At 51.7% G+C, this 26,640-nt stretch carries 28 protein-coding genes and 1 riboswitch; of the genes, 13 read left to right on the top strand and 15 right to left on the bottom strand.

Annotation, left to right across the window (positions count from 1 at the left end; genetic code table 11):
* The first annotated feature begins 96 nt into the window (after positions 1 to 96).
* From pnuC to NSQ73_RS29585, 3 genes are read left to right on the top strand one after another with little or no spacing between them, the layout of a single operon-like run.
* On the top strand, positions 97 to 774 hold the full coding sequence (gene pnuC, locus NSQ73_RS29595; protein WP_340989790.1) for a nicotinamide riboside transporter PnuC: 678 nt from the start codon (positions 97 to 99) through the stop codon (positions 772 to 774).
* Positions 771 to 1,784: an AAA family ATPase gene (locus NSQ73_RS29590; RefSeq protein WP_340989788.1), complete on the top strand. Its 1,014-nt coding sequence runs from the start codon at positions 771 to 773 to the stop codon at positions 1,782 to 1,784. The genes pnuC and NSQ73_RS29590 overlap by 4 nt, the downstream gene beginning before the upstream one ends.
* A 27-nt stretch (positions 1,785 to 1,811) precedes the next feature.
* A complete protein-coding gene (locus tag NSQ73_RS29585; RefSeq protein WP_340989787.1) occupies positions 1,812 to 2,702 on the top strand; it encodes an NUDIX hydrolase in 891 nt (296 codons plus the stop codon).
* A gap of 64 nt (positions 2,703 to 2,766) precedes the next feature.
* Here NSQ73_RS29585 and NSQ73_RS29580 read toward each other — a convergent pair whose 3' ends face one another.
* A complete protein-coding gene (locus tag NSQ73_RS29580) occupies positions 2,767 to 4,242 on the bottom strand; it encodes a DHA2 family efflux MFS transporter permease subunit (protein ID WP_340989785.1) in 1,476 nt (491 codons plus the stop codon).
* 165 nt (positions 4,243 to 4,407) lie between these two features.
* On the opposite strand from NSQ73_RS29580, the gene NSQ73_RS29575 reads away from it, so the two are divergent.
* The gene (locus tag NSQ73_RS29575) at positions 4,408 to 4,962 is read left to right on the top strand and encodes a TetR/AcrR family transcriptional regulator (RefSeq protein ID WP_340989783.1); all 555 of its coding nucleotides are present in this window, start codon (positions 4,408 to 4,410) and stop codon (positions 4,960 to 4,962) included.
* Between the two features lie 50 nt (positions 4,963 to 5,012).
* Here the strand turns inward: NSQ73_RS29575 and NSQ73_RS29570 are convergent, their stop codons facing one another.
* From NSQ73_RS29570 to NSQ73_RS29540, 7 genes are all read right to left on the bottom strand, one after another.
* Positions 5,013 to 6,410 (bottom strand): HAMP domain-containing sensor histidine kinase, encoded by a 1,398-nt coding sequence (locus tag NSQ73_RS29570; protein ID WP_340989781.1) that lies wholly within the window; start codon positions 6,408 to 6,410, stop codon positions 5,013 to 5,015.
* Complete coding sequence (locus tag NSQ73_RS29565) at positions 6,398 to 7,060, bottom strand: response regulator transcription factor (RefSeq protein WP_340989780.1); 663 nt, start codon at positions 7,058 to 7,060, stop codon at positions 6,398 to 6,400. The genes NSQ73_RS29570 and NSQ73_RS29565 overlap by 13 nt, the downstream gene beginning before the upstream one ends.
* A gap of 29 nt (positions 7,061 to 7,089) precedes the next feature.
* The gene (locus NSQ73_RS29560; protein WP_340989779.1) at positions 7,090 to 7,848 is read right to left on the bottom strand and encodes a lantibiotic immunity ABC transporter MutG family permease subunit; all 759 of its coding nucleotides are present in this window, start codon (positions 7,846 to 7,848) and stop codon (positions 7,090 to 7,092) included.
* 1 nt (position 7,849) lies between these two features.
* The gene (locus NSQ73_RS29555; RefSeq protein WP_340989778.1) at positions 7,850 to 8,578 is read right to left on the bottom strand and encodes a lantibiotic immunity ABC transporter MutE/EpiE family permease subunit; all 729 of its coding nucleotides are present in this window, start codon (positions 8,576 to 8,578) and stop codon (positions 7,850 to 7,852) included.
* Positions 8,571 to 9,287 (bottom strand): lantibiotic protection ABC transporter ATP-binding protein, encoded by a 717-nt coding sequence (locus NSQ73_RS29550; protein ID WP_076243680.1) that lies wholly within the window; start codon positions 9,285 to 9,287, stop codon positions 8,571 to 8,573. Before NSQ73_RS29550 ends, NSQ73_RS29555 begins: the two co-directional genes overlap by 8 nt.
* A gap of 166 nt (positions 9,288 to 9,453) precedes the next feature.
* Entirely contained in the window at positions 9,454 to 9,711 is a 258-nt protein-coding gene (locus tag NSQ73_RS29545) for a GlsB/YeaQ/YmgE family stress response membrane protein (protein WP_039296107.1), read from the bottom strand.
* Positions 9,712 to 9,799: 88 nt separating this feature from the next.
* Complete coding sequence (locus NSQ73_RS29540) at positions 9,800 to 10,885, bottom strand: GntR family transcriptional regulator (RefSeq protein ID WP_340989776.1); 1,086 nt, start codon at positions 10,883 to 10,885, stop codon at positions 9,800 to 9,802.
* A 281-nt stretch (positions 10,886 to 11,166) separates the two neighbouring features.
* On the opposite strand from NSQ73_RS29540, the gene NSQ73_RS29535 reads away from it, so the two are divergent.
* The 5 genes from NSQ73_RS29535 to NSQ73_RS29515 all read left to right on the top strand — a co-directional run bounded on the left by NSQ73_RS29535 (position 11,167) and on the right by NSQ73_RS29515 (position 17,676).
* Entirely contained in the window at positions 11,167 to 12,780 is a 1,614-nt protein-coding gene (locus tag NSQ73_RS29535; RefSeq protein WP_340989775.1) for a xylulokinase, read from the top strand.
* A gap of 3 nt (positions 12,781 to 12,783) precedes the next feature.
* Positions 12,784 to 13,479, top strand: a complete 696-nt coding sequence (locus NSQ73_RS29530; RefSeq protein WP_042140499.1) for an L-ribulose-5-phosphate 4-epimerase — start codon at positions 12,784 to 12,786, stop codon at positions 13,477 to 13,479.
* A 40-nt stretch (positions 13,480 to 13,519) separates the two neighbouring features.
* Positions 13,520 to 14,944: an L-arabinose isomerase gene (gene araA / locus NSQ73_RS29525; protein ID WP_039296120.1), complete on the top strand. Its 1,425-nt coding sequence runs from the start codon at positions 13,520 to 13,522 to the stop codon at positions 14,942 to 14,944.
* 465 nt (positions 14,945 to 15,409) lie between these two features.
* Positions 15,410 to 15,489, top strand: a riboswitch (glycine riboswitch).
* 150 nt (positions 15,490 to 15,639) lie between these two features.
* On the top strand, positions 15,640 to 17,016 hold the full coding sequence (locus NSQ73_RS29520; RefSeq protein ID WP_340989773.1) for an amino acid permease: 1,377 nt from the start codon (positions 15,640 to 15,642) through the stop codon (positions 17,014 to 17,016).
* Positions 17,017 to 17,079: 63 nt separating this feature from the next.
* A complete protein-coding gene (locus NSQ73_RS29515; RefSeq protein WP_340989771.1) occupies positions 17,080 to 17,676 on the top strand; it encodes a Crp/Fnr family transcriptional regulator in 597 nt (198 codons plus the stop codon).
* Here NSQ73_RS29515 and NSQ73_RS29510 read toward each other — a convergent pair.
* Complete coding sequence (locus tag NSQ73_RS29510; protein WP_340989770.1) at positions 17,633 to 18,340, bottom strand: DUF4386 domain-containing protein; 708 nt, start codon at positions 18,338 to 18,340, stop codon at positions 17,633 to 17,635. The two genes, NSQ73_RS29515 and NSQ73_RS29510, sit on opposite strands and share 44 nt — an antisense overlap.
* Before the next feature lie 218 nt (positions 18,341 to 18,558).
* Here NSQ73_RS29510 and NSQ73_RS29505 point away from each other — a divergent pair, with 218 nt between their 5' ends.
* Complete coding sequence (locus NSQ73_RS29505; protein WP_042140495.1) at positions 18,559 to 19,380, top strand: methyl-accepting chemotaxis protein; 822 nt, start codon at positions 18,559 to 18,561, stop codon at positions 19,378 to 19,380.
* A 23-nt stretch (positions 19,381 to 19,403) separates the two neighbouring features.
* Here the strand turns inward: NSQ73_RS29505 and NSQ73_RS29500 are convergent, their stop codons facing one another.
* Positions 19,404 to 19,772, bottom strand: coding sequence for a DUF1304 domain-containing protein (locus tag NSQ73_RS29500; protein WP_340989768.1), 369 nt, complete (start codon positions 19,770 to 19,772; stop codon positions 19,404 to 19,406).
* Between the two features lie 146 nt (positions 19,773 to 19,918).
* Here NSQ73_RS29500 and NSQ73_RS29495 point away from each other — a divergent pair, with 146 nt between their 5' ends.
* On the top strand, positions 19,919 to 20,422 hold the full coding sequence (locus NSQ73_RS29495) for a GNAT family N-acetyltransferase (RefSeq protein ID WP_340989766.1): 504 nt from the start codon (positions 19,919 to 19,921) through the stop codon (positions 20,420 to 20,422).
* 118 nt (positions 20,423 to 20,540) lie between these two features.
* Here NSQ73_RS29495 and NSQ73_RS29490 read toward each other — a convergent pair whose 3' ends face one another.
* The 4 genes from NSQ73_RS29490 to NSQ73_RS29475 form a co-directional block, all read right to left on the bottom strand.
* Positions 20,541 to 21,947: an S-layer homology domain-containing protein gene (locus NSQ73_RS29490; RefSeq protein WP_340989765.1), complete on the bottom strand. Its 1,407-nt coding sequence runs from the start codon at positions 21,945 to 21,947 to the stop codon at positions 20,541 to 20,543.
* A 42-nt stretch (positions 21,948 to 21,989) separates the two neighbouring features.
* Complete coding sequence (locus NSQ73_RS29485) at positions 21,990 to 22,352, bottom strand: phosphotransferase (RefSeq protein ID WP_340989764.1); 363 nt, start codon at positions 22,350 to 22,352, stop codon at positions 21,990 to 21,992.
* Between the two features lie 15 nt (positions 22,353 to 22,367).
* On the bottom strand, positions 22,368 to 22,727 hold the full coding sequence (locus tag NSQ73_RS29480) for a phosphotransferase (RefSeq protein WP_340989763.1): 360 nt from the start codon (positions 22,725 to 22,727) through the stop codon (positions 22,368 to 22,370).
* Between the two features lie 170 nt (positions 22,728 to 22,897).
* The gene (locus tag NSQ73_RS29475; protein ID WP_340989761.1) at positions 22,898 to 24,562 is read right to left on the bottom strand and encodes a histidine kinase N-terminal 7TM domain-containing diguanylate cyclase; all 1,665 of its coding nucleotides are present in this window, start codon (positions 24,560 to 24,562) and stop codon (positions 22,898 to 22,900) included.
* A gap of 149 nt (positions 24,563 to 24,711) precedes the next feature.
* Between NSQ73_RS29475 and hprK the strand changes: the two genes are divergently transcribed.
* Both hprK and NSQ73_RS29465 read left to right on the top strand, forming a co-directional pair.
* Entirely contained in the window at positions 24,712 to 25,629 is a 918-nt protein-coding gene (gene hprK / locus NSQ73_RS29470; protein WP_039296145.1) for an HPr(Ser) kinase/phosphatase, read from the top strand.
* A 64-nt stretch (positions 25,630 to 25,693) separates the two neighbouring features.
* Positions 25,694 to 25,978: an alpha/beta-type small acid-soluble spore protein gene (locus NSQ73_RS29465; protein ID WP_039296148.1), complete on the top strand. Its 285-nt coding sequence runs from the start codon at positions 25,694 to 25,696 to the stop codon at positions 25,976 to 25,978.
* Between the two features lie 75 nt (positions 25,979 to 26,053).
* Here the strand turns inward: NSQ73_RS29465 and NSQ73_RS29460 are convergent, their stop codons facing one another.
* A complete protein-coding gene (locus NSQ73_RS29460; protein ID WP_336100089.1) occupies positions 26,054 to 26,632 on the bottom strand; it encodes a class I SAM-dependent methyltransferase in 579 nt (192 codons plus the stop codon).
* Positions 26,633 to 26,640 lie beyond the last annotated feature (8 nt).

Genomic DNA, 26,640 nt, shown 5'->3' with positions numbered 1-26,640 from the left:
GCAGCTTCTGTTATCTTGATATTAACAAGATGTAATTATCAAAACGTTAATAAGTTATTTCTACAGGAATATGTGCAGAAAGCGGAGGGATGCAGCGTGAAAAAGATTGCGGGGAACTGGAATGGGTTCGAAATCGTCTGGCTGGTTATATTTACTTTGATCGCAATTAGTTTTACAATTATTTCCAAGGATTCGTTTCTTGGGTTCACGGTCTTTATTACCGGGGTGCTGTGCGTGGTGCTTACGGCGAAGGGAAAGCTGATGAGTTATGCCTTTGGGATGTATAACACCTTCGGCTACGCCTACCTGGCTTATATTAACGGATTATTCGGAGAGGTTATGCTGAATCTGCTATTCTTCGTGCCGATGAATGTCGTAGGCTTCTATATGTGGAAGAAGAATATGCAGAGCGGCAAGCTGTCCATGCGTCAGATGGAGGCCAAAGGCATGCTCCTCACAATGGCAGTCTGTATTTCCGGGGCGCTGCTGCTGGGGTATAGCCTGTCGTTGATCCCTGCGCAGAACTCACCTTATATTGATGCCATCACGACCGTGTTATCCGTAGTGGCCACGATTCTGATGGTGCGGAGATTCAAGGAGCAGTGGCTGGTTTACATTGTGCTGAATCTGTTCACGGTGCTGCTCTGGGTGATCCGGACGGTGGAGGGCAGTGGTGAAGGTCTGCTGATGATTGTCATGTGGAGCGCCTATCTGGTTAACGCGGTATACGGCTACTATAACTGGAACAAAGGGGTTAAGGAGGCGCTGGCATGAAGACACTCGGATTAACCCTCGGAAAATTTGCTCCGCTGCATAAAGGGCACCAGCTCATGATCGAAACGGCGCTGCAGGAGGTCGATGAATTGATCGTGGTGATCTATGAAACGTCCGTCTCTCCGGTCCCGCTGCATATCCGGGCGAACTGGATACGCAGGCTGTATCCCTCATCGGTGCGGGTAATTGAAGCGTGGGATGGTCCGGACGGGTACTCCGATGACCGTGAGCATGAGATCCGGGAAGAGCGGTATATTCTGGGGCTGCTGAAGGGCGAGCAGGTAACCCACTTTTATTCCAGTGAGTTCTACGGCAGGCATATGAGCATTGCCCTGGGGGCAATAGACCGGCGGGTGGATGAAGCACGTCAGCAGGTGCCGGTATCGGCCACCATGATCCGCTCTGATCCTTTTAAATACCGGCAATATGTAAGCGGCATTGTATACCGGGATCTAATTACGAAGGTTGTGTTTGTAGGAGCGATGTCTACCGGCAAATCGACGATTACTGAAGCGCTGGCGGAACAGTATAGGACGGCTTTTGCCAGCGAGTACGGGCGGGATTATTGGACGGAGCATCAGGTGGACCGCCGGATCGGCATAGAGGCTTTTGACGACATTGCCGTGGGCCATATCAAGCGGGAGGAACAGGCGCTTCTTACAGCAGACCGGTATCTGTTTGCCGATACGAATGCGATTACCACTTACATGTACGCCCTGGATTACCACGGCCGGGCTCCGGAGCTGCTAACCCGGCTGGCGCTGGAGAATGCGCAGCGGTACGATCTGTTTTTCCTGTGTGACGACGATATTCCTTATGACGATACTTGGGATCGCAGCGGGGACCAGAAACGGCATGTTTTTCACAAGCAGATCATAGCAGATTTGAAGGAGCGGCGGATTCCCTACATTACGCTTAGGGGGACGCTGGAAGAACGCATGCGTAAGGTAGACGATGTACTTGCGAAGTTCAAGCCTTATGGGAACTATTTCGGAGAGCTGCAGCACTAGAACAAAGAATCCGGGAGGCGGAGACGCTTGGAATTATTAGATCGTAACGGATTTACAGAACGTGAATTTCTGGAGCAATACCGGGCAGGTGATTATGAGCGGCCTTCGGTGGCGGCGGATATGGTTGTTTTTACGGTTACGGACAAGGAGGCAGACGACTCTCTCAAGCTCCCGGACAAAGAGCTGCGCATCCTGCTCATCCGCCGGGGAGGGCATCCCTGCCTGGGGCGGTGGGCGCTGCCGGGCGGCTTCATCCAGCCGGATGAGACCGGGGAGCAGGCGGCTGCACGTGAACTGTATGAGGAGACCGGCGTTGCTGATGTATACCTGGAGCAGCTCTATACCGTTACCGATCCCGGCCGCGACCCCCGTACCTGGGTGATGAGCAGCAGCTATATGGCCTTGATTGACAGCAGCCGGTTCCAGCTGCAGGCGGGCGATGATGCCGAAGACGCGGCCTGGTTCACGGTAAGCTACCGGCTTCTAGGGGAGCACAAAGAGCTGCTGGAAGAAGGATACGTAAGAACCTTTACTTATGAGCTTAAGCTGGGTGCCGGAGAAGGAGAACTGACGGCGGTTATAGACCGGACGGTGACAGCCAAGCCGGCCTCCAGGTCAGTTACTTACTCCATCCAGTCCAGTGACGGACTTGCTTTTGATCACGGGAAAATCATTGCCCGCGCCATCGAACGGCTGCGCCAAGAAACAGAGCAGACCGGCATCGCGCTGCACTTAATGCCTAAGCTGTTCACTTTATCGGAATTGCAGCAGGTTTATGAGGTGATTCTGGACAAAGAACTGCCGGAGGCTGCCTTCCGGGACAAGGTGGCGGGTCTGGTGGCTGAGACTGAACTCTATACGAAGAATACGCTGCAGCATGCTTCCCGCCTGTACCGCAGGAATTGGGAAGAGGACTGATAGAGAAGCACCACTTCAACGTATTGAAGAGGTGCTTCTCTATTTGTTGTGATCACAAGCCCGGTTACAGCAGAGGATCTTCCTTGCTGGCTATATTCGCTTTTTTATCCGGCAGCAGCTTGCTCTTCACCGGCATGAATAAGGTGATTACAAACGCGGCGGCAGCTAGAATCATCATGAAGTAATAGGCGTCACTTGCCCCCAGCATCGAGGCCAGGGATTTAAGGTGCTCAGCTGTAGTAGAAGGGTTGCTGCGCATGACTGTTGCTGCATGACTTGTTGCCTGCGCGGTATAGATCGTAATGACGACAGCCGTACCAATGGCCCCGGCGATCTGGCGCACGGTATTATTCACGGCGGTGCCATGCGTACCCAGCTGCCTCGGCAGTGCGTTGAGTCCGGCCGTATTGAGCGGCATGGTAATGAAGCTTAGGCCAATCCGCAGGCCAATGGTACGAATCATCAGATACGTATATGTTGTAGATTCCGATAAATCGGTTACCGCCCACATTGCCGGAATGATAAACAGTAAGCCAATGATGAACAGCGGCTTCGCGCCGAACCGGTCATATAATTTGCCGGTAACGGGGGACATGAACGCATTGACAAGCGCGCCCGGCAATAATAGCAGTCCTGCATCAAAGGGGGTGAAGCCGCGTCCCTTCTGCAGATAAATAGGCAGCAGGATCATATCCGCGTACATCATCATGGTGATTAATATGTTAATGAGGGAGGTTAAGGTGAAGACTTTATTGTTGAAGACGGCCAGGTTCAGCAGCGGATCATCGGATTTAATTTGCCGGAGACAGAATAGGGCCGTTACAGCGACTCCAACCGCCAAAGTCAGGATCACCACCGCATCACCCCAGCCTTTACTGCCTGCACTGCTGAAGCCGTATAGAATAAGACCGAAGCCGATCGTCGATAAAAGAACACTTACTACGTCAAGCTTCGACTTGGCCGTATCGGATACATTCACCAGATACTTGAAGGCCAGTACGATAACAATGAGGACAAGCGGGATGAGACCGATAAATAACCAGCGCCAGGAGTGATATTCTACAACAAATCCCGAGAGCGTCGGACCAATCGCAGGAGCGAAGATCATCGCCAGCCCGAGCAGTCCCATCGCACTGCCGCGCTTCTCAACCGGGAAGATGGCGAGCACAACACTCATCAGGAGCGGCATGATAATCCCTGCACCGGCTGCCTGAATCATCCGCCCGATCAGGAGAACACTGAAGCTTGGTGCTGCTGCACAAATTATAGAGCCCATCAGCAGAAACAACATGGCACTCAGAAATAATTGCCGTGTTGTGAATCGTTTCATTAAATAGGCTGTGGCCGGAATCAATATCCCGTTAACCAGCATAAAGCCTGTTGAAATCCATTGTACGGTGGTTGCCGTGACAGCGAATACATCCATCAGACTGCTTAAAGCGACATTCAATAACGTCTGATTAAGGGTAGATAAGAAACAGCCAAAGATTAAGATGGTCAGTAAAATCCCTTTATTTATGGTCTTGGATTCTTCTTGCATAGCACAGGCCTCTCTTCATTGCTTTTTCAACACAGTGTCAATAAAATGAATCATATCAGGATTTAGGCGTTAATCCTATTTGCAGTTTCCGCAGAAATGTCGACTAATCGACAGTCTGGGCGAATGCGTTGATGAAGTGCCAAATAAACAAGTTAGAGGGATGAAATGCCAGAAGACAAAAGGGTTGATCCAAGAACCATCCGTTCGAAAAAGATGCTGAAGGATGCTGTATTTTCATTGTTGGCCGATAATGTGGAGATTTCTCAATTAACTGTCAAAAGAATCGCCAGCCGCGCCGAATTGAACCGGGCAACGTTTTATTTGCATTATGAGGATATTAACGATCTGCTGCGCCAGCTGGTTCATGAGATCTTTGATGAACTGTCCAAGAAGGTGGAGCCGTTATTACAGGTGAAAGGCAGCAACGAACAGCAGCAGCTGGTTATCTTTTTGAATTATTTCTATGAGTACCGGAAGGTTCTTGCTGTATTGGTGGAGCATAAGGGCTTCGCGAACCACTTGAGCAGCCTGCTCAAGAATACGATCGAGAAACGGCGGAACGCCAGAAATATAAGCACCGCCAGGGAAGTGGCTTCGGTTGATATTATTACAGCTTCCTTGCTGGGGATTATAATGTGGTGGATTAAGGAGGGTACAGAGTATAGCGCGGAGTACATAGCGGGGCAGATTACTCTGGTGTATAAGAGAAGGTACATTTGACGGGCGGCTGGCGACTAAAAAGGGGATTAAATCAGGCAACCCCAATCCTCTTAAAGAGAATCAGGGTCGCCTGGTTGCTTGATTTGTGAAATGCTCATGGTCACCTTCCCTCCGCCGGAGGGGGATACATTATCCAGACTAAGGCTGCCCCCGTGCTGCTCGGCCACAGACCGGGCAATGTAGAGCCCCATCCCGTGATGGTTGCCGGAGCTTCGGCTCTGGTCGCCCCTGTAGAACTGATGGGTTGCTTCTTTCAGATCGGCCTGTGAGAAGCCGCGGCCGGTATCAGTAATCATGAAATGAACAGCATCAGCACCACCCTGCACGAGCAGACCGATACTTCCCTGCGGAGGTGTATGCTCTGCCGCATTCGCAAGCACGTTAACAATCCCCCGCAGCAGCAGCTCTTTATTAATGAAGAGGAACTCGGGCAGGTTCTTCTTCTGGACAGAGGTATGCAGGTTCTTCCCGGAGGAGAGGGCCTTCAGCTGCAGCTCCAACTCTTCAATAATTTCCCCTGTTGGCACAAGAGATTCCCGGCGGGCCGATCCAGCCTGCAGGCTGGACAGATCAATAACCTCCTGTACGAAGGCTTCGATGTCCCCGGCGCTGCGGAGAATATAGCTGTTATACTCCCGCTGGGCATCATCCTGCGAGGTCTCCTGCAGCAGCTCTGCGTTTCCCCGGATGATGGTGAGCGGTGTCTTAATGTCGTGGGCCAGCGCGGAAATCTGTTCTCTGCGGGAACGTTCCAGCTCCCACTGCCGCTTAAGTGAGGCATTCAGGGCTTCCTTCATCCGGTCCAGGGAGGCCAGCACCTCATCGATCTCGCGGATTCCGCAGGGCTTAATGGTGAACTCCAGATTCTCACGCTGGATGTGCCCGGTCGCTTCCTGCAGCCCGGCCATTTTCTTCGACAGTCTGCTGCCGAACAGAGCGGCGAGCAGGGCGGCCTGGAGCAAAACACCGAAGATGAAGAGCAGGATGGCCAGCAGCTGAGGATTCGGCAGATAGCTGCGAAGCAGGGAAGAGGCGTACTGCGGCGTTAAGCTATACCGGAATATCCAGATTTCCTGCCCGTGCCGGGCGGTTGTATAGAAATGAGAGCCCTGACTATCCCCGTGCTGCACGATCTCCCAGGCATGTATTGCTTCCTGGCGCTTCAGATTACCGGCGAGCAGCTCTCCATCTCCGGTGAACACGGTATAATCCACCCTGTCCGGAACCATTTGCGGCGTTACTGCTTCGCTTGAGGCAAGCCGTTCCTTGAACGCTGCAATCTCCTTCTCGGCATAGTTTGCAGGCAGCACGGCATCCCAGGCAAAAGCGAGCGTGAACAGGCCGAGCAGCACGCCCAGCAGCAGGATCGTTCCCAGACTTAAGAACAGGAGGTATTGCAGGAAAAAGGTGCGAAGGCGTACGCTTTTGGTTAATTTTACAGCTTCCACTTATATCCGATCCCCCAGATGGTCTCAATGACATCCATTCCATATTTGCTCAGCTTGGCCCGGATATTCTTAATATGCTCCGTAATAGCGCTGCTGTCGCTTTCCCCGTCATACCCGAAGACCGCTTCATAGATATGTTCCTTGGAGAAGACCTGTCCGCGGCTGCGGGCCAGGAATTCGCAGATTTCATATTCGCTTTTGGTCAGAGTCACCTTGTCCGCCTGGACAAACAGCTCTTTACCGGAGAGATTGAAATGTACGTTCTCCAGATACAGCACCTTCCGCTTCTCCCTGCCCTCCCGCCTGAGGTGGGCATCAATCCGTGCCCGCAGCGCCCCTATACCAAAGGGCTTCACAATATAATCATCTGCCCCCAGACCCAGGCCGTACATCAGATCGCTTTCCTGTGTTTTGGCCGTTAAAAAAAGAATGGGGCAGTCCACTGCCGCGCGGATCTCCCGGCAAAGGGTAAAGCCGTCTACCCCCGGCATCATGACATCCAGCATAATAAGATCATATGCGCCAAGATCGGACTGGCGCACCTGGGTGGAATCAGAGATCACCGTCACCAGGTGCTGATCCGTACGAAGTGCATTGCGAATCAGCGACAGGATGGCGGGCTCATCGTCTACTACGAGTATTTTGGCCATATTCATTCCCTCAATTATTAGTTGTAGGTCTAATTCTCCGTTGATCGTCCTTCCCAGCGCCTGAACCATAAGAGGCATAGCAGGGAAGCGGTGATTGTTCCCAATATGCAGACCGCAATTCCGGTATTCAGGCCGGATACGGCAGGGGATAACGTGATACCGGAAGCGTGGATTGTCCATAAAGAGATGAAGCGGACACCCCAGGCGAAGGGGATATAGGGCCAGATCGAATCGCCCAGTCCGGTGAGCATTAAGGCGGACACCAGACTTCCCGCAAGCCCCGTTCCAATAGAAGCCCCCCGGCCAAATTGCAGGCTGGCTGTCAGGTGAAGCAGGTATAGAAATATATTGCTCCCGAACAGAATAACTGCCCCGGTGAGGTAAAAGGGTAATCCCAGCCTGTCCTGCTGCAGAATCCTGCTAAAGCCGAGGCCAAAGAGGCTGTAAGCGAACAGGACGGCTCCAAGGCCAAAACACAACAGGAGCAGCAGCTTACTTATATAGGTTGTGATTCTGGCCGCAGGCATAGCAAGCATTCCTTGATACTGTCCTGCATTCGCTTCCTGTTCCGCCGCCATGGAGCAGACGAGCCCGATCAGGGCAGGAAGGGCACAGCCCAGAGACTGCATGAACGCCAATGCCTTGTCTGAGGCGCTCCATGGGGAGTAAGAATAGTAGGCCAGGAACACGGCAGCTCCGGTTAAGGGGGCCAGCAGATGAATCAGCAGAAACGGTGTGTGCCGGGTTTTGAGCAGATCCGCCCGCAGCAATCCCAGTAGTGTGGCCATGTTACTTCGCCTCCTGCTTATGGAACCATAGTGCAGTAAGCAGGAACAGTAATCCGAACCAGACCAGGGAGACCAGCACATCAGCCAGAATCATGTCTGTGCTTCTCAGCGGACTGTCCGCCGGTACCGGGAGGCCATTCGGCAGGATGGACAGCACCGGGCACATGAGTCTGAAAGTAATCGTATAGGGGATGTAATCCCACAGTCCTCCGGCATCGAAGGTAACCACGCCCACGACAGTACCGAACATATTAAGCAGAACAGCGGCGAATAATCCGAGCCGTGCGGCCAGGAACAGACACAGTGGAATCTGCCACAGAAACGTAATGAAGATCAGCGCGCTGCCGGCCATGCTGTTCAGCAATGGAATGGTCTGGCCAAACAGCATTCCCCCTGCTGTAATGCCAATCAGGAACAGGAGGAGAGCCGCGGACAGCCACTGCGCACAGGCGATGATTTTCCCGGCCCAGAGGATCTTCGGATCGACGGGAAGTGCCAGCAGTCCGCGGTATTTCATCTTGGCATCCTTATGCAGAGCCAGTGAACAAGTGAGTGTCAACGCCCCCGGCAAGAGCATGGTGTACCACCAGTTATAAGCCCCGGTCTGAAAATAGCTTCCGCCCATTAGAATGGCACACAGCAGCATCGTGAATACAGGGGCGATCCAGACCAGACTGGGGATGAAGGTGCGCCGCCATTTTAAACGTTCAGCCCTAATATGATTAAGCATGAGGCGCAACCTCCCTCCGGCCTGCTGCTGCCACCTGCATGAACAAGGCTTCCAGCTCTTGGCCGTGGGGAATGGCACCCTGATATCCCAGCACTCCGCCGGCGATAATCCCGATCTGATCCGCTACCTGTTCGACCTCGGAGAGCATATGACTTGAGAGAATGACAGTGATTCCCTGCCCGGGGAAGGAACGGATCAGCTCCCGCAGCTCCTGAATCCCGATAGGGTCAAGCCCGTTGGTCGGTTCGTCCAGAATGAGCAGCTCCGGCTGGTTCAGGAGTGCAATCGCGATGCCGAGCCGCTGCTTCATCCCCATGGAGAACTGTCCGGCACGCTTCTTCCCCGTCCGGGCCAAATCCACGGTCGTGAGCACCTCTTCGATCCGGGACTGCGGCAATCCGAGAGCAAGTGTACGTACCTTGAGATTCTCACGGGCGGTCAGGTTCTCATATAGCGGCGGCGCCTCAATCAGTACGCCAATTCTGCGTAAGTCCTTCCGGGTCCAATCATGCCCTTGAATGCGGATGCTGCCGGAATCGGGGCGCAGCATGCCTGCGAACATTTTGAGTGTTGTTGATTTGCCGGCGCCATTCGGACCAAGCAGTCCATAGATCGAGTTGCGCGGTACAGCAAGTGATACATTGCTCACGACGGTTTGATGCTTGAAGCTTTTGCACAGATTCTCGGTTTCCAGAATAATGTCCTGCATAGTATATCATCCTTTCTATCTCCACAGTCTAAGAGGAGATTCTAAGGATTCTATAAGGATAACGGAGGGTTCCCCCGCAAGAATGAAGGGTTATGCATGACAGAGACCCTCCCCGGTACTGCAGGAGGGTCTCTGTTATGAAGCTGAAGCTAGAGCCGGCGGGATTCTAACGTTTCCGGAATGCGCCCCCGCGGGCCAGTGCAAAGAATATCAGTAAGGCGATAATTGAACCAACAATGGCTGGAATGATATGGAATCCTCCAACAACGGGACCCCTCGGCCCCAGCAGCTCGGTACCCAGCCAGGAGCCGACAAAGCCGGCAATGATATTTCCCAGCACGCCTCCTGGAACGTCGCGTCCAATCAGATTGCCGCTTAGCCAGCCGATAATTCCGCCGATAATCAACACCCAGAGCAGATACATTGATTTGTCCCCTTTCCAGTGGTTTATTCAAGGTATGTTAGAAAAGTGGATAGGTGAACTGCTTTGTGAATTTTTCTTGAAAATTCTGCTAATCCAGCGCCCTTACCGTCTCCCCCTCAATCAGCACAGGCTGATAATAGGTGCTGTTCCGCAAATCCTTCTTCCCCTGCAGCTTTTTAATAACCCATTCAGCAGCATCACGGCCCATCTGCTCCTGCGGATGGGTTAAGGTTGTGAGCTTAATGCCCGCATTCTTGGCGATATAAGAATTATCCTGGCCAATAATTGATAAATCCTCCGGAATCGAAATTTCCAGCTGTCTGCACACATTTACGACTTCCAGGCCAACCTCATCGTTATAGCAGACAATAGCTGTTAATACCTCTCTGTTATCGGTCAGGAACTGCTTCAGGTTCTCGGACAGGGCTTGCTTGGACTCGGTATCGAAGGACAGCACCTGCTCGGGGTGAAAGCGTAATTTGGCTTCTCCAAGCGCTTTGATATACCCCTTCATGCGGTATTTGCCCTGCAGGTCATCCATTTTGGCGATAATACCGATCTGGGTGTGGCCCTTCGAGATTAGCTCTTTGGTTGCCAGATAACTGGACTGCACATCATCAAGGCAGAAGAAAGGCACCTCCAGTTCTTCATAATAAGCATTAATCATGATAAACGGGACATCCTGTTCTTTGAACGACAGATAGTATGCAATATTAGGGTTGTACAGATTGCTCTTCGTAGGCTCAATAATCAGACCATCGACGCCAAAGGACAGCATCATTTCCAGCGCCTTCTTCTCCTGGGCGACATCATTATTGGTGCTGGCGAGCAGCAGCGAATAATTATCCTCGTTAAGTCTGCTCTCGATCCCGCGGATGATGGAAGGAAAGATGTAATCCGAGAGGTAGGTCGTGATGACACCGATGGTTTTCGTATTGGGGTTGCCCCCCGATTTGGACCGGAACTGGCTGCTTACATAGGTGCCTGATCCCTTCTCGCTTCTTAGAAAGCCCTCATTGGATAGCTCCAGGATAGCCTTCCGGACGGTTTGCCGGCTCACACCATAGGTGTCCTGCAAGGCTAATTCTGTAGGAATCTGCTCGCCCACACTATAGGTTCCTGACAGTATATTGCTTTTTATATCATCAAAAATAATCTGGTATTTGGTTTTCACCCGGCTCACTTCTTTCATGGTTGTTCATATGCGAATCGGTATATCCGCAATAGTTGTACGTACACATTATAGTATGAATATATCGTTATTATAATCCAATGTCTACTATGTATAAGCGTTTCAAGGGAAATATGGATTTCTTACTGTAAAATTTGTATGTATATCTTGTGTGTTATGTTGACAAATGTACGAACAAAAAATATACTAAGTCTGTTAATAAAGGAAGCGCCTTCTTTCCATTTCTATTATAACAGTTTGGTTCAGAGAGGAGTAACGTGGGCATGGATCAGAACATCGGGCAAGCGATACTTAAGGGAGAAACTTCACTGGGTATCGAATTTGGATCCACACGTATCAAGGCAGTACTGATTGATCAGCGGTTTGAGACCATCGCATCCGGAAGCTTCGAGTGGGAGAATCTGCTTGAGGGCGGGTACTGGACGTATCATTTGACAGACATTATCAAGGGCCTGCAGGAGGCTTACCATGAACTGAAGCAGGTAGTCCAGCAGAAATACGGTATTACGCTTAAGACCGTTAGTTCTATCGGGTTCTCGGCAATGATGCACGGATATATGGCTTTTGACAGCGCAGGCGGGCTGCTGGTTCCGTTCCGGACCTGGCGTAATGCAACAACCGGTGCTGCGGCCAAAGAATTAACGGAGGTCTTCCAGTTCAACATCCCTGAACGCTGGACCATAGCGCACCTGTATCAGGCGATACTGAACGGGGAAGAGCATGTGCCTCAGGCGGAGTTCGTAACAACGCTGGGCGGGTATATTCACTGGCTGCTGACCGGCAGCAAGGCGATCGGGATCGGCGATGCTTCGGGGGTTTTCCCGATAGATGAGGCCACGCAGGATTACAATGCAGCGATGGTTGCACAGTTCGATGAACTCATTGCAGACAAGGGCTACCCTTGGAAGCTGAAAGATATTCTCCCTAAAGTGTATACTGCGGGCGAGCAGGCAGGGCTATTAACAGAAGCGGGTGCGTTAATTCTGGATGCGTCCGGGGAGCTGCAGCCGGGTATTCCGCTGTGTCCTCCGGAAGGCGACGCCGGAACAGGTATGGTTGCTACGAACAGTGTCCGCAAACGGACCGGTAACATCTCCGTAGGTACTTCCGTGTTTGCAATGATCGTGCTGGAGAAGGATCTTACAGCCGTATATCCGGAGATTGATATGGTAACAACTCCAGACGGCAGTCCGGTCGGCATGGTTCATGCCAACAACTGTTCCAGTGATCTCAACGCCTGGATCGGCCTGTTCCGTGAATTCTCGGAGGCGATGGGCTTTAAGGCAGACCCAGGGCAATTGTTCAGTGTCCTGTTCAATAAAGCACTGGAGGCGGATGCTGACGGCGGCGGTCTGCTGAGCTACGGGTATTTCTCCGGGGAGAATATTACCGGGATTGAGAAAGGCCGGCCGTTGTTTGTACGCTCACCGGAGAGCCGCTTCAATCTGGCCAACTTCATGCGGACGCATTTATTCTCCGCTTTTGGCGCGCTGAAGATCGGAATGGATATTCTGACCAAGCAGGAGCAAGTGTCCATCGACAGTATTCTGGCTCACGGCGGGTTATTCAAAACTCCTGTGGTCGGGCAGAAAATCGTTGCCGCTGCAATGAACGTCCCTGTCTCTGTCATGGCAACAGCCGGAGAAGGCGGCGCATGGGGGATGGCGATTCTGGCCTCTTACATGCAGAACAAAGCACAGCAGGAGCGTCTGGATGACTTCCTTGACCACAAGGTATTTAAGGATGTGGAAGGACAAGTCATCCATCCGGATGCGGCTGATGTGAAGGGCTTCGAGCTGTTCATGGAACGTTACACTGCAGGGATCGCGATCGAGCAGGCTGCTGTAGATCATCTGGTAGAAAACGGGAGGGGTTAACCTATGTTGGAGCAACTGAAAGAAGAGGTATTCGAGGCCAATCTGGACCTGCCTAAGCATGGACTTGTCAAATACACCTGGGGCAATGTGAGCGCAGTTGACCGTGAGAAAGGCGTATTCGTCATCAAACCAAGCGGCGTCAGCTATGACAAAATGAAACCGAGTGATATGGTCGTAGTGGATTTCGACGGTAACGTGGTTGAAGGGGAGATGAGACCATCCTCGGATACACCGACCCATGCCGTACTCTACAAGCATTATGCAGAAATCGGCGGCATCGTGCACACGCATTCGACCTGGGCGACCATCTGGGCGCAGGCCGGGCTGGATGTTGCTGTAATGGGCACGACACATGCCGACACCTTCTATGGCGCGGTACCCTGCGCGCGCTTCCTGACGCAGGAGGAGGTTGACCGCGGCTATGAAGCGGAGACCGGACGCGTGATCATTGAGACTTTTGAACAGCGGGGCCTTGATATTATGGCAGTTCCCGGCGTCTTGCTGAAAGGCCATGGCCCGTTCACCTGGGGGAAGAATGCCCATGATGCAGTGATGAACAGCGTGGTGCTGGAGGAAGTGTCCAAGCTGAACCATTTTGCCCGCGAGCTGAACCATTTCGCTGAAGAATTGCCGCAGCGGATTCTGGATAAACACTATCTGCGCAAGCATGGTAAAGGCGCTTATTACGGTCAGAAATAATCTGATTTATATATTATCCAAGAGAAGAGGATGAAATAATATGTCAACAGTAAGCGCTAAGCAATTCTGGTTTGTTGTAGGATCACAGCATCTGTACGGAGAAGAAGCCCTCGGTGAAGTCAAAGCTCATGCACAGGAGATGACGGATGCCCTCAATAACAGCGGGGTGCTGCCTTATCCGCTGGTGCTGCAGGATCTGGCGGTCAGTGCAGACAAAATCACTTCGATCATGAAAGAAGTCAACTACCGTGACGAGGTTGCCGGTGTGATTACCTGGATGCATACCTTCTCCCCGGCCAAAATGTGGATCCGCGGCACGAAGCTGCTGCAGAAGCCGCTTCTGCACCTGGCTACGCAATACAATGAGAGCATTCCTTGGGCCACACTGGATATGGACTTCATGAACCTGAACCAGGCTGCCCATGGCGACCGTGAATACGGGTTCATCAATGCCCGCCTGAAGAAACAGAACAAAGTGGTAGTAGGGTACTGGGAACGCGCCGAAGTCCAGAAGCAAATTGCCGAATGGATGGACGTTGCCGTTGCGTATAACGAAAGCTTCAACATCAAAGTGGCCCGCTTCGGCGACAACATGCGTAACGTGGGCGTTACCGAAGGCGACAAGGTAGAAGCCCAGATTCAGTTCGGCTGGACCGTGGATTACTTCGGGATCGGCGACCTGGTTGCGTATGTAAACGAAGTGAAGGAAGAAGAAATTGATGCGCTGTTCGCTGAATATGCAGAGCAGTATGATTTCGATTACGGTTCATACAGCAAAGAAGCATGGGAAGCCAGCGTGAAGGTACAGGCCAGCTATGAAATTGCCCTCAAACGCTTCCTGGATGCCGGCAACTACAATGCGTTCACTTCGAACTTCGAAGACCTGCACGGCATGAAGCAGCTTCCCGGTCTTGCCGTTCAGCGTCTGATGGCACAAGGCTACGGCTTCGCCGGCGAAGGGGACTGGAAGACAGCAGCCCTGGACCGCCTGATGAAGGTGATGAGCCATAACCTGAACACCGGATTCATGGAAGATTACACCTACGAAATGGCTGCCGGACAGGAAGCGATTCTGCAGTCCCACATGCTTGAGGTTGACCCGAGCCTGGCCAGCAACAAGCCGAAGGTGCTTGTGTCTCCGCTGGGTATCGGCGACCGCGAAGATCCGGCCCGTCTCGTATTCGACGGCAAAGCCGGCGAAGGCGTTGTGGTATCGATGGCTGACTTTGGCACGCATTACAAGCTGCTGATCAATGAAGTTACTGCCTTCGAGCCGACGGTTCCGGCTCCGAATCTTCCAGTGGCCCGTGTGCTCTGGCAGGTGAAGCCTAACTTCCAGGATGGAATTAAAGCATGGATCGAGAACGGCGGCGGCCACCATACCGTGGTGTCGCTCAACTTGACTACAGATCAGATCGTAACCTACGCCAAGCTGGTTGGCCTGGATTATGTAATCATTAAATAAATAGCTTAATAATGTTGGATCAAATGAGCGGATGGGCTGTTGCCTGTCTGCTTTTTTTTAATGCAGAGCCAAGGTATTACCGGCAAACTCATCCTCCGTGCCCGTGACTTTCTAAAATCCTATACAAAATACAACATTCGATTCATTAAATTGGACTAAATCGAAAATTGTTGTACAAAAGGCAGCATTTCTCCTCCTTCATACGGTTTAGCGTGGAAATTCTTGTATTTCATACAACAATCTATCTAAACAACCGGGTGTCTGCGCATCCAAGTTGCAAAACGTACAACATTTATGCCGCTGCAGTGCAGGAGCGCACCCTAGACATCTAGCCATAGGTAGGAGACTTTTATCACTGTTCAATACTCACATGCCGAGTAATATGTTAGAATATCAGAATGCATTAACGCTTCACCAATTTAATACATTACACGGGCTATGATTGCTATGGATCACACTATAGCAGGAGCAGCTTCTGGAGAGACTGCGGGAGACCGTAGCGCCGAAGGGTTCACAATCTCAGGCAAAAGGACAGAAGAGTACGGAATTTGTATTTGTTATGCTGATTAATTACGGTCAGCGGCGCAGGTAGCTTATTTTGATATTCTTATGAACCGGGAGATTGGATGACATCCAATCTCTTTTTTATGTTATTTGGCAGCAAAGCGTTGTACACATTAAGGGGGAAAAAGGCAATGGCACAGACAGAATTAAAGAGAGATTTGGCGAACCGGCATGTACAGCTGATCGCTATCGGCGGCACGATTGGTACAGGGTTATTCCTGGGATCAGGCAGAGCGATTCAGCAGGCCGGGCCGTCCATTATGATCACGTATTTACTCGTGGGAATTGCCGTGTTTTTTGTGATGAGGGCGCTGGGTGAGCTGCTGCTCTCCAAAGCGGGATATCAATCTTTTACGGACATTGCTGAAGACTATCTGGGACCGCGGGCTGCGTTCATTACAGGCTGGACCTACTGGTTCTGCTGGATTATGACGGCGATGGCGGATGTGATTGCAGTGGGCGTCTATGTGCAGTACTGGTTCGATATCCCGCAGTGGGTACCGGCCGTCATCTGCCTGATTATTCTGTTAGGACTCAATCTGCTGACGGTCAAAAGCTTCGGCGAACTCGAATTCTGGTTTGCTCTCATCAAAGTCGTCACGATTCTTGCCTTAATTGGCCTGGGAATCATTCTGCTGGTCATCGGGTTCAAGACGGATGCGGGATCGGTGACGGTCCGCAATCTCTGGGAGCACGGGGGTGTGTTCCCGAACGGTGTCAAGGGCTTCTTATTTTCCTTCCAGATGGTTGTGTTCGCTTATGTCGGTGTGGAGCTTGTGGGTGTATCAGCCGCAGAAACAGCAGATCCGGAGAAAAATATTCCGTCGGCGATTAACAAAATTCCTCTGCGGATTCTCTTCTTCTATGTAGGCGCGCTCTTCGTCCTGCTGTGCATTAACCCGTGGACCCAGCTCAGTGCGGCTGAAAGTCCTTTTGTGCGGACCTTCAATCTGGTCGGGATTCCGGTTGCTGCAGGTATTATCAATTTCGTCGTCTTAACCTCAGCGGCTTCCGCCTGCAACAGCGGGATGTTCTCAACCAGCCGGATTCTGTATAATCTGAGCAGAAGGGATCAGGCCTCCCCGCAGCTCGGCAAGCTGAACCGAAATCATGTGCCTGCTAACTCTTTATTTATTTCTACAATAGTTATATCGGCCGGGGCGCTGCTCAGCAAGCTTATTCCGGGCCAGGCCTTCGGCATCGTTACAACGATCAGCGCCATTTGCTTCATCTGGGTGTGGGGGGTTGTGCTCGTATGTCATATCAAGTATAAGAAAAACCGTCCGGACTTACATGCCGCGTCCAAATTCAAAGCACCGTTCACACCGGTTATCAATTATGCGGTATTAACGTTGTTTGCTGCTATTCTGATCATTATGCTGTTCGCAGATGATACCCGTCCGGCGCTGCTGTTTACTCCCCTATGGTTCATTCTGTTGTTCGTCCTGTACTCCATGCGAAGCAAGAAGGAGAAAAGTGATGCCGATGTTAGTATAATCAATACATGAGTGCAAGAATGTTCAAACGCTGCTGACATGTTGTCAGCAGCGTTATAAGGAGGAATCCGAAACATGAAGCATAGATTACTCCAATATATGACCCGGCTGACCTCCCTCAGTGAAGAGCAGCAGCAGGCCATTCTGGAGGAGATTCTTGTTGAGGAATACAGCAAGGGAGCCACGCTGCTTAGGCAGGGGGAGGTTCCCGGTCATTGCTATTTCGTGTTAAAAGGATGCGTACGGCAGCATAGTGTTGACGTCACAGGCCGCGACATCACCTCGAATTTCTACACAGAGGAGCAGGCGATCGCTATCTTCAATGCGCATAAAGAGGAGGCCTCGTCGGAATACAGCCTGACTTGTCTGGAGGACTGCGTACTGGTTGTCGGTTCGCTGAATACCGAGAGGGAAATGTACGCCAGACACACGCAGCTGGAGCTGATGACACGCCGGATGATCGAGGAGAATTTCGGACAGGTGCAGGCGGAATTCGCCGCCTTCATTGCGGCATCCCCCGAAGACCGCCTCAAGGCACTGCTGCATCGGAGGCCCGGCCTGATCAGCCGCGTCCCCCAGCATCAGCTGGCCAGCTATCTCGGGATGACACCGGAGTCGCTCAGCCGGATTAAGAAGCGGCTTGAGCGCGAACACGCGCAGCCGGGACTTTGAACAGCAGCCAGATGCCGAGCCCCAGCTCCCCTGCGGTCATCGGCAGCATGAACACCCATTTGATGATTTGGAGGAATTCCCCATACCCGGGCACAAGTGTGCCGCACAGATGAACCATAATATAGCCGAAGCCTGCCAGCAGCAGCAGCACACTGACGGGCTTCGGAATATTTTCCGACCATAACGCCAGCACACCTATAATCAGCAGATGCCCCCCGAACAGAATCAAACCAGCCGACCATACCGCTTCAAAAGCATGAAGAATAAGCATGACCTCCGCCTGCAGCTCCCCTCGTGTGAAGCCGGAAAGCGCAACCTCCCTGTTACCGGTAAGAAGTGATACCACGATCAGACTGGAGACAGCAACCCCCAACACTGCCGTATAAGCCAGGCGCAGCCATGCTCCCAGCAGGGACAGGCCCGGATGCACAGGCTTCAGCACCAGATATAAGGCCCAGGCAGCTGCCACATCACAGGCCATAATCAGTACCCAGCCCAGAATCCCGGCCCTGAACAGCGACGGAGAGGCCTGAAGATTGGCGAAGGTCCCAGCGGCATCTCCATCCACTACCAGACTCCCTTGGACATATCCGTACGAGAGCGCGGCGGCAACCGCCATTACAATGAGCGATATTCCCCCGGTTCGAGCCACTGCAGCAGACATTAGCATAACCCCCCTGATTGATTATTGATTGTGGTTATATTGTACTAAGGTGCCTGCAGGGCTTCATTGACTTAAGTTAAGAGGACATGATTAAATTTTAAATATTAAGTTTTTGAATAAAGGATAGTCATTGGAAAATGTCGAACCTTAATCTAGATATTTCTGTACTGTGTTCTGTACTGTGTAATGAGCAATTCAATAAAGGAGAACCTACATCCATGAAGAACATTATCCGCTCCCTTGAAGATATAGTGAACCTGGCACCGGTCCTGAAAGCTGCTTTTCCCTATGATGTATCTATTGCTGTCTGTGATGTGGAGAAATTCATCGCTTATTTCCCTGGAACGTCCATTGATCTGGGAATTCGGGCAGGACAGATAATTCTTGCGGACGAACCTCTGTATCATGCGCTGAGAAATGATGAATTCTCGAAAGCTAATGTCCCTAAGGACTACTATGGGTATGAATTCGTCGGTACGGTTCTTCCGGTACACGGAGAGGATGGAAGCGTCTGCGGGGCGGTCTGCATCCAGGTCCGCAGACAGACCGAGCTGCGCGAAATCGCTGATCAGATCTCGGTCTCCCTAAATCAGGCTAACGCCCGGATTGGGCATGTGGCAGAGGGCTCGGGGCTGCTTGCCGATTTCTCGCAGAAGCTGCTGCTCCAGTCGGAAACGACCGCTGAAAGTGTCAAAAAAAGCGATGAGGTACTGGCTGTCCTCAGAAAGGTCGCCGACCAGACGAATCTGCTCGGGATTAATGCAGCCATTGAGGCTGCCCACGCAGGAGAGAAGGGGCGGGGATTCGATGTTGTAGCGAAAGAAATCCGCAAATTCTCGAAGGAAACCGAGCAGTCTGCGCAGCGGATCCGGGATACCCTGGGGGAGATCCAAGCCGCGATGAAGCAGATCAGCCAATCCATCCATCAGATTGCGTCAGTCGGGCAGGAGCAGGCTGCTTCAACGAATGAAATCTCCAGCTTCATTGAGGAGATCCGGACGATGTCCGAGCAGCTGAACCAGTTCGCACAGAAGCTGTGAGGGAAGAGCGGCCATTCTCATAATTACAGATTCGCCAGAATAACGGCAAGCAGAGCAATGAAGGCCGGGAGGCCCTGAACCAATAGAATGGATTTCTTGGCCGTGATGCCGCCATAGATGGCTGCAACCGCAACACAGATCAGGAAGAACAATTGAAGCTGAACACTGAAGGTATCATTCGGATGCAGCAGGCTCCAGACTAGACCGGCCGCCAGAAAGCCGTTATACAATCCCTGATTGGCCGCCAGCGATTTCGTTTCCCGGGCGAACTGCGGAGTGGTGCCGAACGATTTTTGCGCCCGCGGGGTAGTCCACAGGAACATTTCCAGCACTAGAATATACACATGCTCCAGTGCAACTAAGGCCACGAGTATTAAACTCACGATCATCATAGTAAATCCCTCTTTTCATAATTATGTAAGATTGATTAACGGAGAAATTAAATTGTTCAAAATATAATTTTACACTGTCTAAATATAGCCAAATTCTGCAATTTTGTCAATTTGGAATCCCTAAATTCCTTGAGGAGGCAAAACCGTTGTACCTAAGAATGCTGACATCTGTGGATGCGGAGGTTTACCGCGGGCTTCGGCTACAGTCGCTGCGGCTGCATCCGGAAGCCTATCTCAGCTCCTATGAATCGGAAAAGAAGCTGTCTATAGTCACCACCCGCATCAGGCTGGAGCCCTCGGAGAATAATTTCACGCTGGGAGCTTTTGATGCTGAGGAGAAGCTGGTGGGCATCGTCACTTTTTTCCGGGAGAGCCGGCCCAAAATTGATCATAAAGCTAATATATATTCAGTATATGTGGATTCGGATGTCCGTAAACAAGGAGTGGGCCGCCGCTTGATGATGGAGCTGATTGCCCGGGCGAGGCTGTTGCCGGGGCTCGAAATTCTGAATTTAACGGTAACCTCGAATAATGTAGCTGCCAAAAGACTATACGAATCTCTTGGATTCATCTGCTATGGCACAGAGCCGAAGGCGATGAAGCTTGGAGATGAGTATCTGGATGAGGATCTGATGATTCTGCTGCTGTAGCTGTATCGTGTTGACAAGCTCCCTGGCGGTGATCATAAAACATGCCAAAAAGCACAAGCTACTGACTTGTGCTTTTTGAGCTGATAATTGCTTGCGGAAAATTGGAATGTTCCGGCTATTATTGATTCGCAGCAGCCCGCTTCAGGATCTCCTGAACCTGGCTAACCATAGCGGCCGCGTCTGTACGGGTGATTCCAGCCTGCGGATTGAACTTGCCGTCAGCATCCAGCTTCACGATCTTCAAGGCGATGGCCGTCTGAATGGCTCCCGAGTTCAGGATATTGATCTTGTCGTTATCCTTGATCTCTACCGGAATCAGATTAAGCAGCGGCAGCTGGCCGCTGGTCTGGAGGGTATGCACCAGCAGGTAGGTGAACGACTCGCGGGTCATGCTGGCTGCCGGATCAATCTTGATCTGCAGATCAGCCTTCGGTCCTGCGGCTTCCTTGATCAACTGAACAGCTTGCTCAGCCGTAAGAACTTCGCTCTCTGCTGCGGGTGCTTGATGAGCCTTCAAGTATTCCACCGCTTTATTCACGATATCCGTACCGGCGGTACGTGTAATATCACCCTTCGGATTGAAATTGCCGGACTCATCCAGTGTAACGAAGCCAAGCGCCAGTGCGGTTTGAATAGCGCCCGAATTGGAGATATCCATCTGACTCTCATCTGCGACTTCAACCGGAATAAGCTTGAACATCGGCAGCTGGCCGCTGGTCTGGAGGGTATGCACCAGCAGGTAGGTGAATGATTCGCGGGACATGCTGGCAGCCGGGTCGATCTTGATCTGCAGGTCTGCTTCCGGACCTACAGCCTCCTTAATCAATTGAACGGCCTCTTCGGCAGTAAGCGTCTCACTCAGCGCAGCCGGTGCCGGGTGTGCCTTCAGATACGCCAGCGCATTGCTGATCGCTACAGCTGCTTCAGCCCGGGTGATTTCCTGCTTAGGATTAAGCTTGCCACTTTCATCCAGCTTCAGGACACCGTAGTTCAGTGCGCGCTGGATCGAACCGGAATACTCTGCCTTAACTTGATCCTGGTCCTTATAATCAATAACAACAGGCTTGATCATCGGCAGCTGGCCGCTGGCTTCGATCGCATCAATGAGCTGGTGCGTGAATTCTTCACGCGTTAATTTCTGGTTTGGCTTCAGGTCGGCGGGCAGATCCAGCCCGTGGACACCGGCAATAATGAGCGCCTCTGCATACCAGGCGGAATCATTGGCATTCTTGAAATAGTCGGTAGCATGCGGCTCCTTCACAAACCGGATCAGGTCAAGGTTCAGGTCTAGTGCATTTACGATCATCTGCACTCCTTCAGCCTCCGAGATACTGATATTCGGACCGAACAGGTCTTGGCTGATCCCTTTGATCAGGCCGCTATTCTGCAGAGCGATGATCTTGTCTTTGTCCTGCACATTGTTAATATCCTTGAAGGTTGCCGCGGAAGCGAACTGTTGTCCCGCGAAGCTGAGCGCCAGTGCAGCAGCTGCCGATATAGTAATGATCTTGAATGTATTCTTCATTGTCAGTCACCTCATAGAGTAGTTTGTGGTTTATTTGTGATCTTAGACGTGCCGTTCTGCAAAAAGGTTACAGCAGGTTTGAATTATCCGGAATTCCGGTTTATTAGGGTAGTGAGTGTTATCAGACATATAGGCAACATCCATGGCCGGATAATCACCTGAAGCGTCATCGAAGTCCATAAGCACGTATTGCCCGCGGCTGTCCCTGAGCATGTTGCCTGTATGCAGATCGCCATGACAAAAGTGTCTAGGCAAATCTGACATACGGCTCCATAGTTCATTGCCATAGTGTTCGAGCGCAGCAACGGACTCGGAAGCACAGTCCAGTTCGCGCATAATGGAGAGATAGTCACCGATGTAGTCGGTTTTTGTCCGGTGGATCAGTTCATCCGGGTAGCCCTGCATGAGCTGATGCAATTCTCAGGTTTGTTGACCGATAACCTCTGCTTCGGCTATCCCATCGGGCGTAGCCCCCTCGGCATAGCGGAAGAGCACCGCTGCCTGCAAGCCATCCTGAGCTTCAAGAAGGATATGACTCTCCTGCCCCGCCGTCCGCAGCACAGTAACGGCAGGATAAGAATGAGCCTCTAAATAATCAAGAATACGGACGGACTGCAGGGCATCGGCTGTTTTGAAGCTGCGGTATATTTTGAGTACATAACGCTTACCCCCGCCCTCTGCGAAATACACCCCGCCGATCATCTCCCGGTGAAGCCGGATCTGCTCAATACGGAGCGGGTAGGAGCGGTTAATCTCGCGGATAAGATAATCATAGTTCATCTGCGGGAACCCCTTTTGACGAATGGTTCTAACTGTTATTCATTATCCTGCTTGGCGAAACCGGATGTATAGAGAAAGCTTAGCTATAATTAAAGTTACAGTAGGGAACAGCCCCGCGGACAAAAGTTAAGCCACCCGGCTTCCTGAGCCGGGTGGCTTATGTGCATTCGCTATCTTTTCACGGAAACAATCTGATTTCGGCCCTGATGCTTGGCTGCGTACAAGGCTTTGTCTGCCGATCTGAACAAATCGTTCAAGTAAGTTGTTGTGCTCATGGGCGGTGTGACCTTGAATTCCCCGATGCTGAGCATTCCTATGCTGATGGTGATGGATATAGGCTCGTCTATATGATCAATTCTGATCTGGTTGGACTCAATGCTTGATTTAAGCTGCTCTGCCAGCACATACGCCTCATCCTCTTCCGTATCGGGCAGGTAGATAAGGAACTCCTCGCCGCCATAACGGGACAGAATATCAGAGTGGCGCAGATTACGCTGCAGGACCTCTACCGTACTGCAAATGACCTCATCTCCGGCCAGGTGGCCGTAGCGGTCATTGACCATTTTGAAATAATCGATGTCGATCAGTATAATGGTCGAAGGGACCCTGGGATCCCGGTCCTTCATTAATTCATTCTCCAGCTGCTGCATGAGATAATGGCGGTTATAGCAGCCGGTCAGGCTGTCGGTGATGGCCATCTTCCGGAGCTTGGCGTTCGTCTGGAACAGCTCTTCCTGGACTTTGATTAAGGCGGAATTGCGCTCCTGCAGAATGGTGTTCTGCTGGTTCGTCTCATCAATGAGGCGCCGAAGCTCGGTTATATTCTGGAAGGTGACAATCCGGCCCACCCTCACACCGCTCACCATAATCGGTGCGGCATGAATGCTGATGTACATTTGGAGTGCGGGATACATTAGTTCTGTCTCGGCTACCTCAAGCGGATGGTCACGGTAGGTTTGCAGGAACTGTTCAGTCTTCACGATATTGCCGCCGGGCAGGTGGCGGGCCATATCGAACCTCTGCCCGGGATTCAGCCGGATCTGGGGAAGCAGAGCCTGGTTGATCTCGACCACCTGTTCTTGATCGTCGAGGACAAGAATTCCGTATTCCATCGTATTGATAATATCCTGGTGGGCGATAGTTACAATATCAAACACTTTGTCCTGGTGAATGGTAATCACGAAGAAGGTAGCTGACACCACAATGCCTAGCGAAGTAAAGCCCGGAATGACCGGCAGGTAATCGTCCAGCACTACGTTCAGGAACACATCGATCATCAGGAAGACACAGACGGCAAGAATCCCTTTTAGCATATACATGATCTGATTCTTGATTCGCGGCGCCTGATCGGAGACCAGAGCTACATAAATGATATACAGCGATACGATGGCGTGTAGAATAACAATAGACATGTTGATCCAGAAAATAGGTCCGTAGATCCGCTCAACATATCCGCCGTTTACCGGAAGAACAAACCAGCCGTTCGGATTCAGCACCACACCCAGCGACGACAGGAATGCCGGAACGAGCAGGGCGATTAATATTTTGCGGTTAAGAAATTGCGATTGGCCAGAGAGCAGAATGGTGAAGAAGATCCAGCCCGTAGTCAGCAGGGAGGCATCGATAAAGGCAAGCTTCACATAGAATAGCTGATAGATTGGATCATCAACGGTCCGGATGGCAAACTGGCAGTAAGGCCAGATCATCATGGAGAAATGAAAACCCAGGTAGACTTTGTGCAAATTGGTTATCGTACCTACAGAAGTAAATATGTATATAAATAAAAGGAACAAGACAAAGCACATCATCAGATCAATCCAAGACTCCAAGGCCAATATACTACACCTTCTTGATATATTTAGTGTTTTATTGATTTTTCTGGGTCAAAGGTCTTATATATTGATTTTAATATATAATTAGCGTGTGCAGATTACAAGATTTTTAAGTGATTCTATCGGAAGAATATGGTTGAGAGGAGAACAATATGAAGTCTATCACCGTTCAGAATCTTACGGACAAGTTTCATTTGGAAGTGCTGGCAGGGGCAGAACGCATGGACCGCGTCATTACCCGTCCACGGACGCACAGACCCGGGCTTGAGTTCGTCGGTTATTTCGATTTCTTTCCGATGGCGCGGGTACAGGTGCTCGGCCGCAAGGAGATCAACTATTTGTTAACGCTGAGTGTAGAGGAACGCATGCTGCACATCGGCAATATCGTTAAATATCATCCGCCTTGTTTCATTGTAACGAGCGGCCAGCAAGAGATTCCTTACCTCACCTTATACTGTAATCAGGAGGGCATTCCGCTGCTGCGGACACCAGAGGTGACCACGGAGTTTATTGCCAAGCTGGACAGCTATCTGGTAAAAACGCTGGCGCCGGAGCTGTCGATTCACGGGGTATGTGTCAATGTGTCGGGCATCGGGATTCTGCTTCGGGGCAAGTCCGGGATCGGTAAAAGCGAAACGGCGCATACGCTCATCCGGCGGGGCCACCGGTTCGTGGCCGATGATATTGTAGTGCTCAAGAAGCTGGGGCCGGCGACGCTGCTCGGGACGCATAATGAGACGACCCGCGAATTCCTGGCGCTGCGCAGCATCGGTCTGATCAATGTCGTACGCCAGTACGGGCGCAGGGCCTTCCAGGATGAGACGCGGATTGTATTAGACATCGAGCTGGCACCGTGGCAGGAGAATTCACTCAACAATGACCTGGAGCTGGTTCCCCAGTTCACGGAATATCTCGGCGTTCAAATCCCGCATATTGAGGTTCAGCTTCAGCCGGGGCGCGATGTGGCCGGCCTGATCGAAGCTGCTGCGAATAATTGGTATCTCAAGCAGCTTGGATACAGCGCGGTAGAAGACTTCATGAAGCGGATTGAAGACGGGATGCAGTCTTAAGGCGGGATAATCCCCTACGCTCCAGGGCATCTTAGTTAAAAGACAGCAGAGGAGTGTACCCGAAATGGCGAGAAGAAACAGGAAATATGCGGTGCCCGGGTCAGCCCAGGGCATGCAGACCTTCAAAGCAGAGGTCATGAAGCAGGAAGGATACCATGTAGATCCGAATCATCCGGACGATGTGAAATACGAGGTGGCGAAGGAGCTCGGTATCCCGCTGCAGGCGGGCAATAACGGCAATTTGACCACGGAATCTGCGGGGCAGATTGGCGGCAGAATCGGAGGCTCCATGGTCCGGGAGATGGTCCGTCTGGCACAGGAGCAGTTAGCGGATAAGGGGAAATCCTAGAAGTACGCGATCCATCCAATGGCCCAAGGCAGCGGCATGCTTTTGGGCTATTTGCAGTTTCTACGCAGGTAATATTCAGACAATGTAGACATACACCTTCGTCCGCAGCCGGTCCGGGCAGGTGATGATGCGGACCGGCTGCTTATCCGGCAGAGCGAAGCAGACACTGATTACGGCTGCGCCCGGCGGCAGCTCCTGCCTGAACTTAGGCGCCAGCCGTTCCATGGCTCCGGGGAACAGGTAACAGAGTACAATATCGGCATCGCTATAAGAGCTTCTATATATATCGCCCTGCCTAAAAATGACCTTGCCCTGCAGCCGCTCCCGTTCACTCTTCACTGGCAGGAATCGTGTGCATACTACCGCAAACAGCTGTGAGAACCATAGGGGAATCCTTGAGTTCTCTATGCCGGTCAGCCGTTTGCCGGGGCAGCGGCGGATCACTTCCAGGCCCAGCGTTCCCCAGCCCGACCCCGCCTCCAGAACATTGGCATATCCCGGGATGCGGTTCACCTCCCCGGCTACTGCCGCCCTTACAGCCCTGGACGCGGGCATCGGCGATATTCCGTTCTTCCAGCTTACGAGCACAATCCAGACTACGGACAGCAGAATGAGAAATGCGGCAATCCAGGGAATACTCTCGGTAACGGGCATATATCGCT

This window comes from Paenibacillus sp. FSL R10-2736 (genome assembly GCF_038000245.1).
Taxonomy (GTDB): domain Bacteria; phylum Bacillota; class Bacilli; order Paenibacillales; family Paenibacillaceae; genus Paenibacillus_AQ; species Paenibacillus_AQ phytohabitans.
This window is presented reverse-complemented; position numbering and strand designations above follow the sequence as displayed.

Coding starts and splice junctions, on each gene's coding strand:
- NSQ73_RS29545 (WP_039296107.1), bottom strand. CDS start 9,711: ATGTATCTGCTCTGGGTGTTGATTATCGGCGGAATTATCGGCTGGCTA.
- NSQ73_RS29530 (WP_042140499.1), top strand. CDS start 12,784: ATGTTGGAGCAACTGAAAGAAGAGGTATTCGAGGCCAATCTGGACCTG.
- NSQ73_RS29580 (WP_340989785.1), bottom strand. CDS start 4,242: ATGCAAGAAGAATCCAAGACCATAAATAAAGGGATTTTACTGACCATC.
- NSQ73_RS29575 (WP_340989783.1), top strand. CDS start 4,408: ATGCCAGAAGACAAAAGGGTTGATCCAAGAACCATCCGTTCGAAAAAG.
- NSQ73_RS29520 (WP_340989773.1), top strand. CDS start 15,640: ATGGCACAGACAGAATTAAAGAGAGATTTGGCGAACCGGCATGTACAG.
- hprK (WP_039296145.1), top strand. CDS start 24,712: ATGAAGTCTATCACCGTTCAGAATCTTACGGACAAGTTTCATTTGGAA.
- araA (WP_039296120.1), top strand. CDS start 13,520: ATGTCAACAGTAAGCGCTAAGCAATTCTGGTTTGTTGTAGGATCACAG.
- NSQ73_RS29555 (WP_340989778.1), bottom strand. CDS start 8,578: ATGCTTAATCATATTAGGGCTGAACGTTTAAAATGGCGGCGCACCTTC.
- NSQ73_RS29480 (WP_340989763.1), bottom strand. CDS start 22,727: ATGAACTATGATTATCTTATCCGCGAGATTAACCGCTCCTACCCGCTC.
- NSQ73_RS29565 (WP_340989780.1), bottom strand. CDS start 7,060: ATGGCCAAAATACTCGTAGTAGACGATGAGCCCGCCATCCTGTCGCTG.
- NSQ73_RS29535 (WP_340989775.1), top strand. CDS start 11,167: ATGGATCAGAACATCGGGCAAGCGATACTTAAGGGAGAAACTTCACTG.
- NSQ73_RS29560 (WP_340989779.1), bottom strand. CDS start 7,848: ATGGCCACACTACTGGGATTGCTGCGGGCGGATCTGCTCAAAACCCGG.
- NSQ73_RS29590 (WP_340989788.1), top strand. CDS start 771: ATGAAGACACTCGGATTAACCCTCGGAAAATTTGCTCCGCTGCATAAA.
- NSQ73_RS29465 (WP_039296148.1), top strand. CDS start 25,694: ATGGCGAGAAGAAACAGGAAATATGCGGTGCCCGGGTCAGCCCAGGGC.
- NSQ73_RS29515 (WP_340989771.1), top strand. CDS start 17,080: ATGAAGCATAGATTACTCCAATATATGACCCGGCTGACCTCCCTCAGT.
- NSQ73_RS29460 (WP_336100089.1), bottom strand. CDS start 26,632: ATGCCCGTTACCGAGAGTATTCCCTGGATTGCCGCATTTCTCATTCTG.
- NSQ73_RS29550 (WP_076243680.1), bottom strand. CDS start 9,287: ATGCAGGACATTATTCTGGAAACCGAGAATCTGTGCAAAAGCTTCAAG.
- NSQ73_RS29505 (WP_042140495.1), top strand. CDS start 18,559: ATGAAGAACATTATCCGCTCCCTTGAAGATATAGTGAACCTGGCACCG.
- NSQ73_RS29510 (WP_340989770.1), bottom strand. CDS start 18,340: ATGTCTGCTGCAGTGGCTCGAACCGGGGGAATATCGCTCATTGTAATG.
- NSQ73_RS29485 (WP_340989764.1), bottom strand. CDS start 22,352: ATGCAGGGCTACCCGGATGAACTGATCCACCGGACAAAAACCGACTAC.
- NSQ73_RS29500 (WP_340989768.1), bottom strand. CDS start 19,772: ATGATGATCGTGAGTTTAATACTCGTGGCCTTAGTTGCACTGGAGCAT.
- NSQ73_RS29490 (WP_340989765.1), bottom strand. CDS start 21,947: ATGAAGAATACATTCAAGATCATTACTATATCGGCAGCTGCTGCACTG.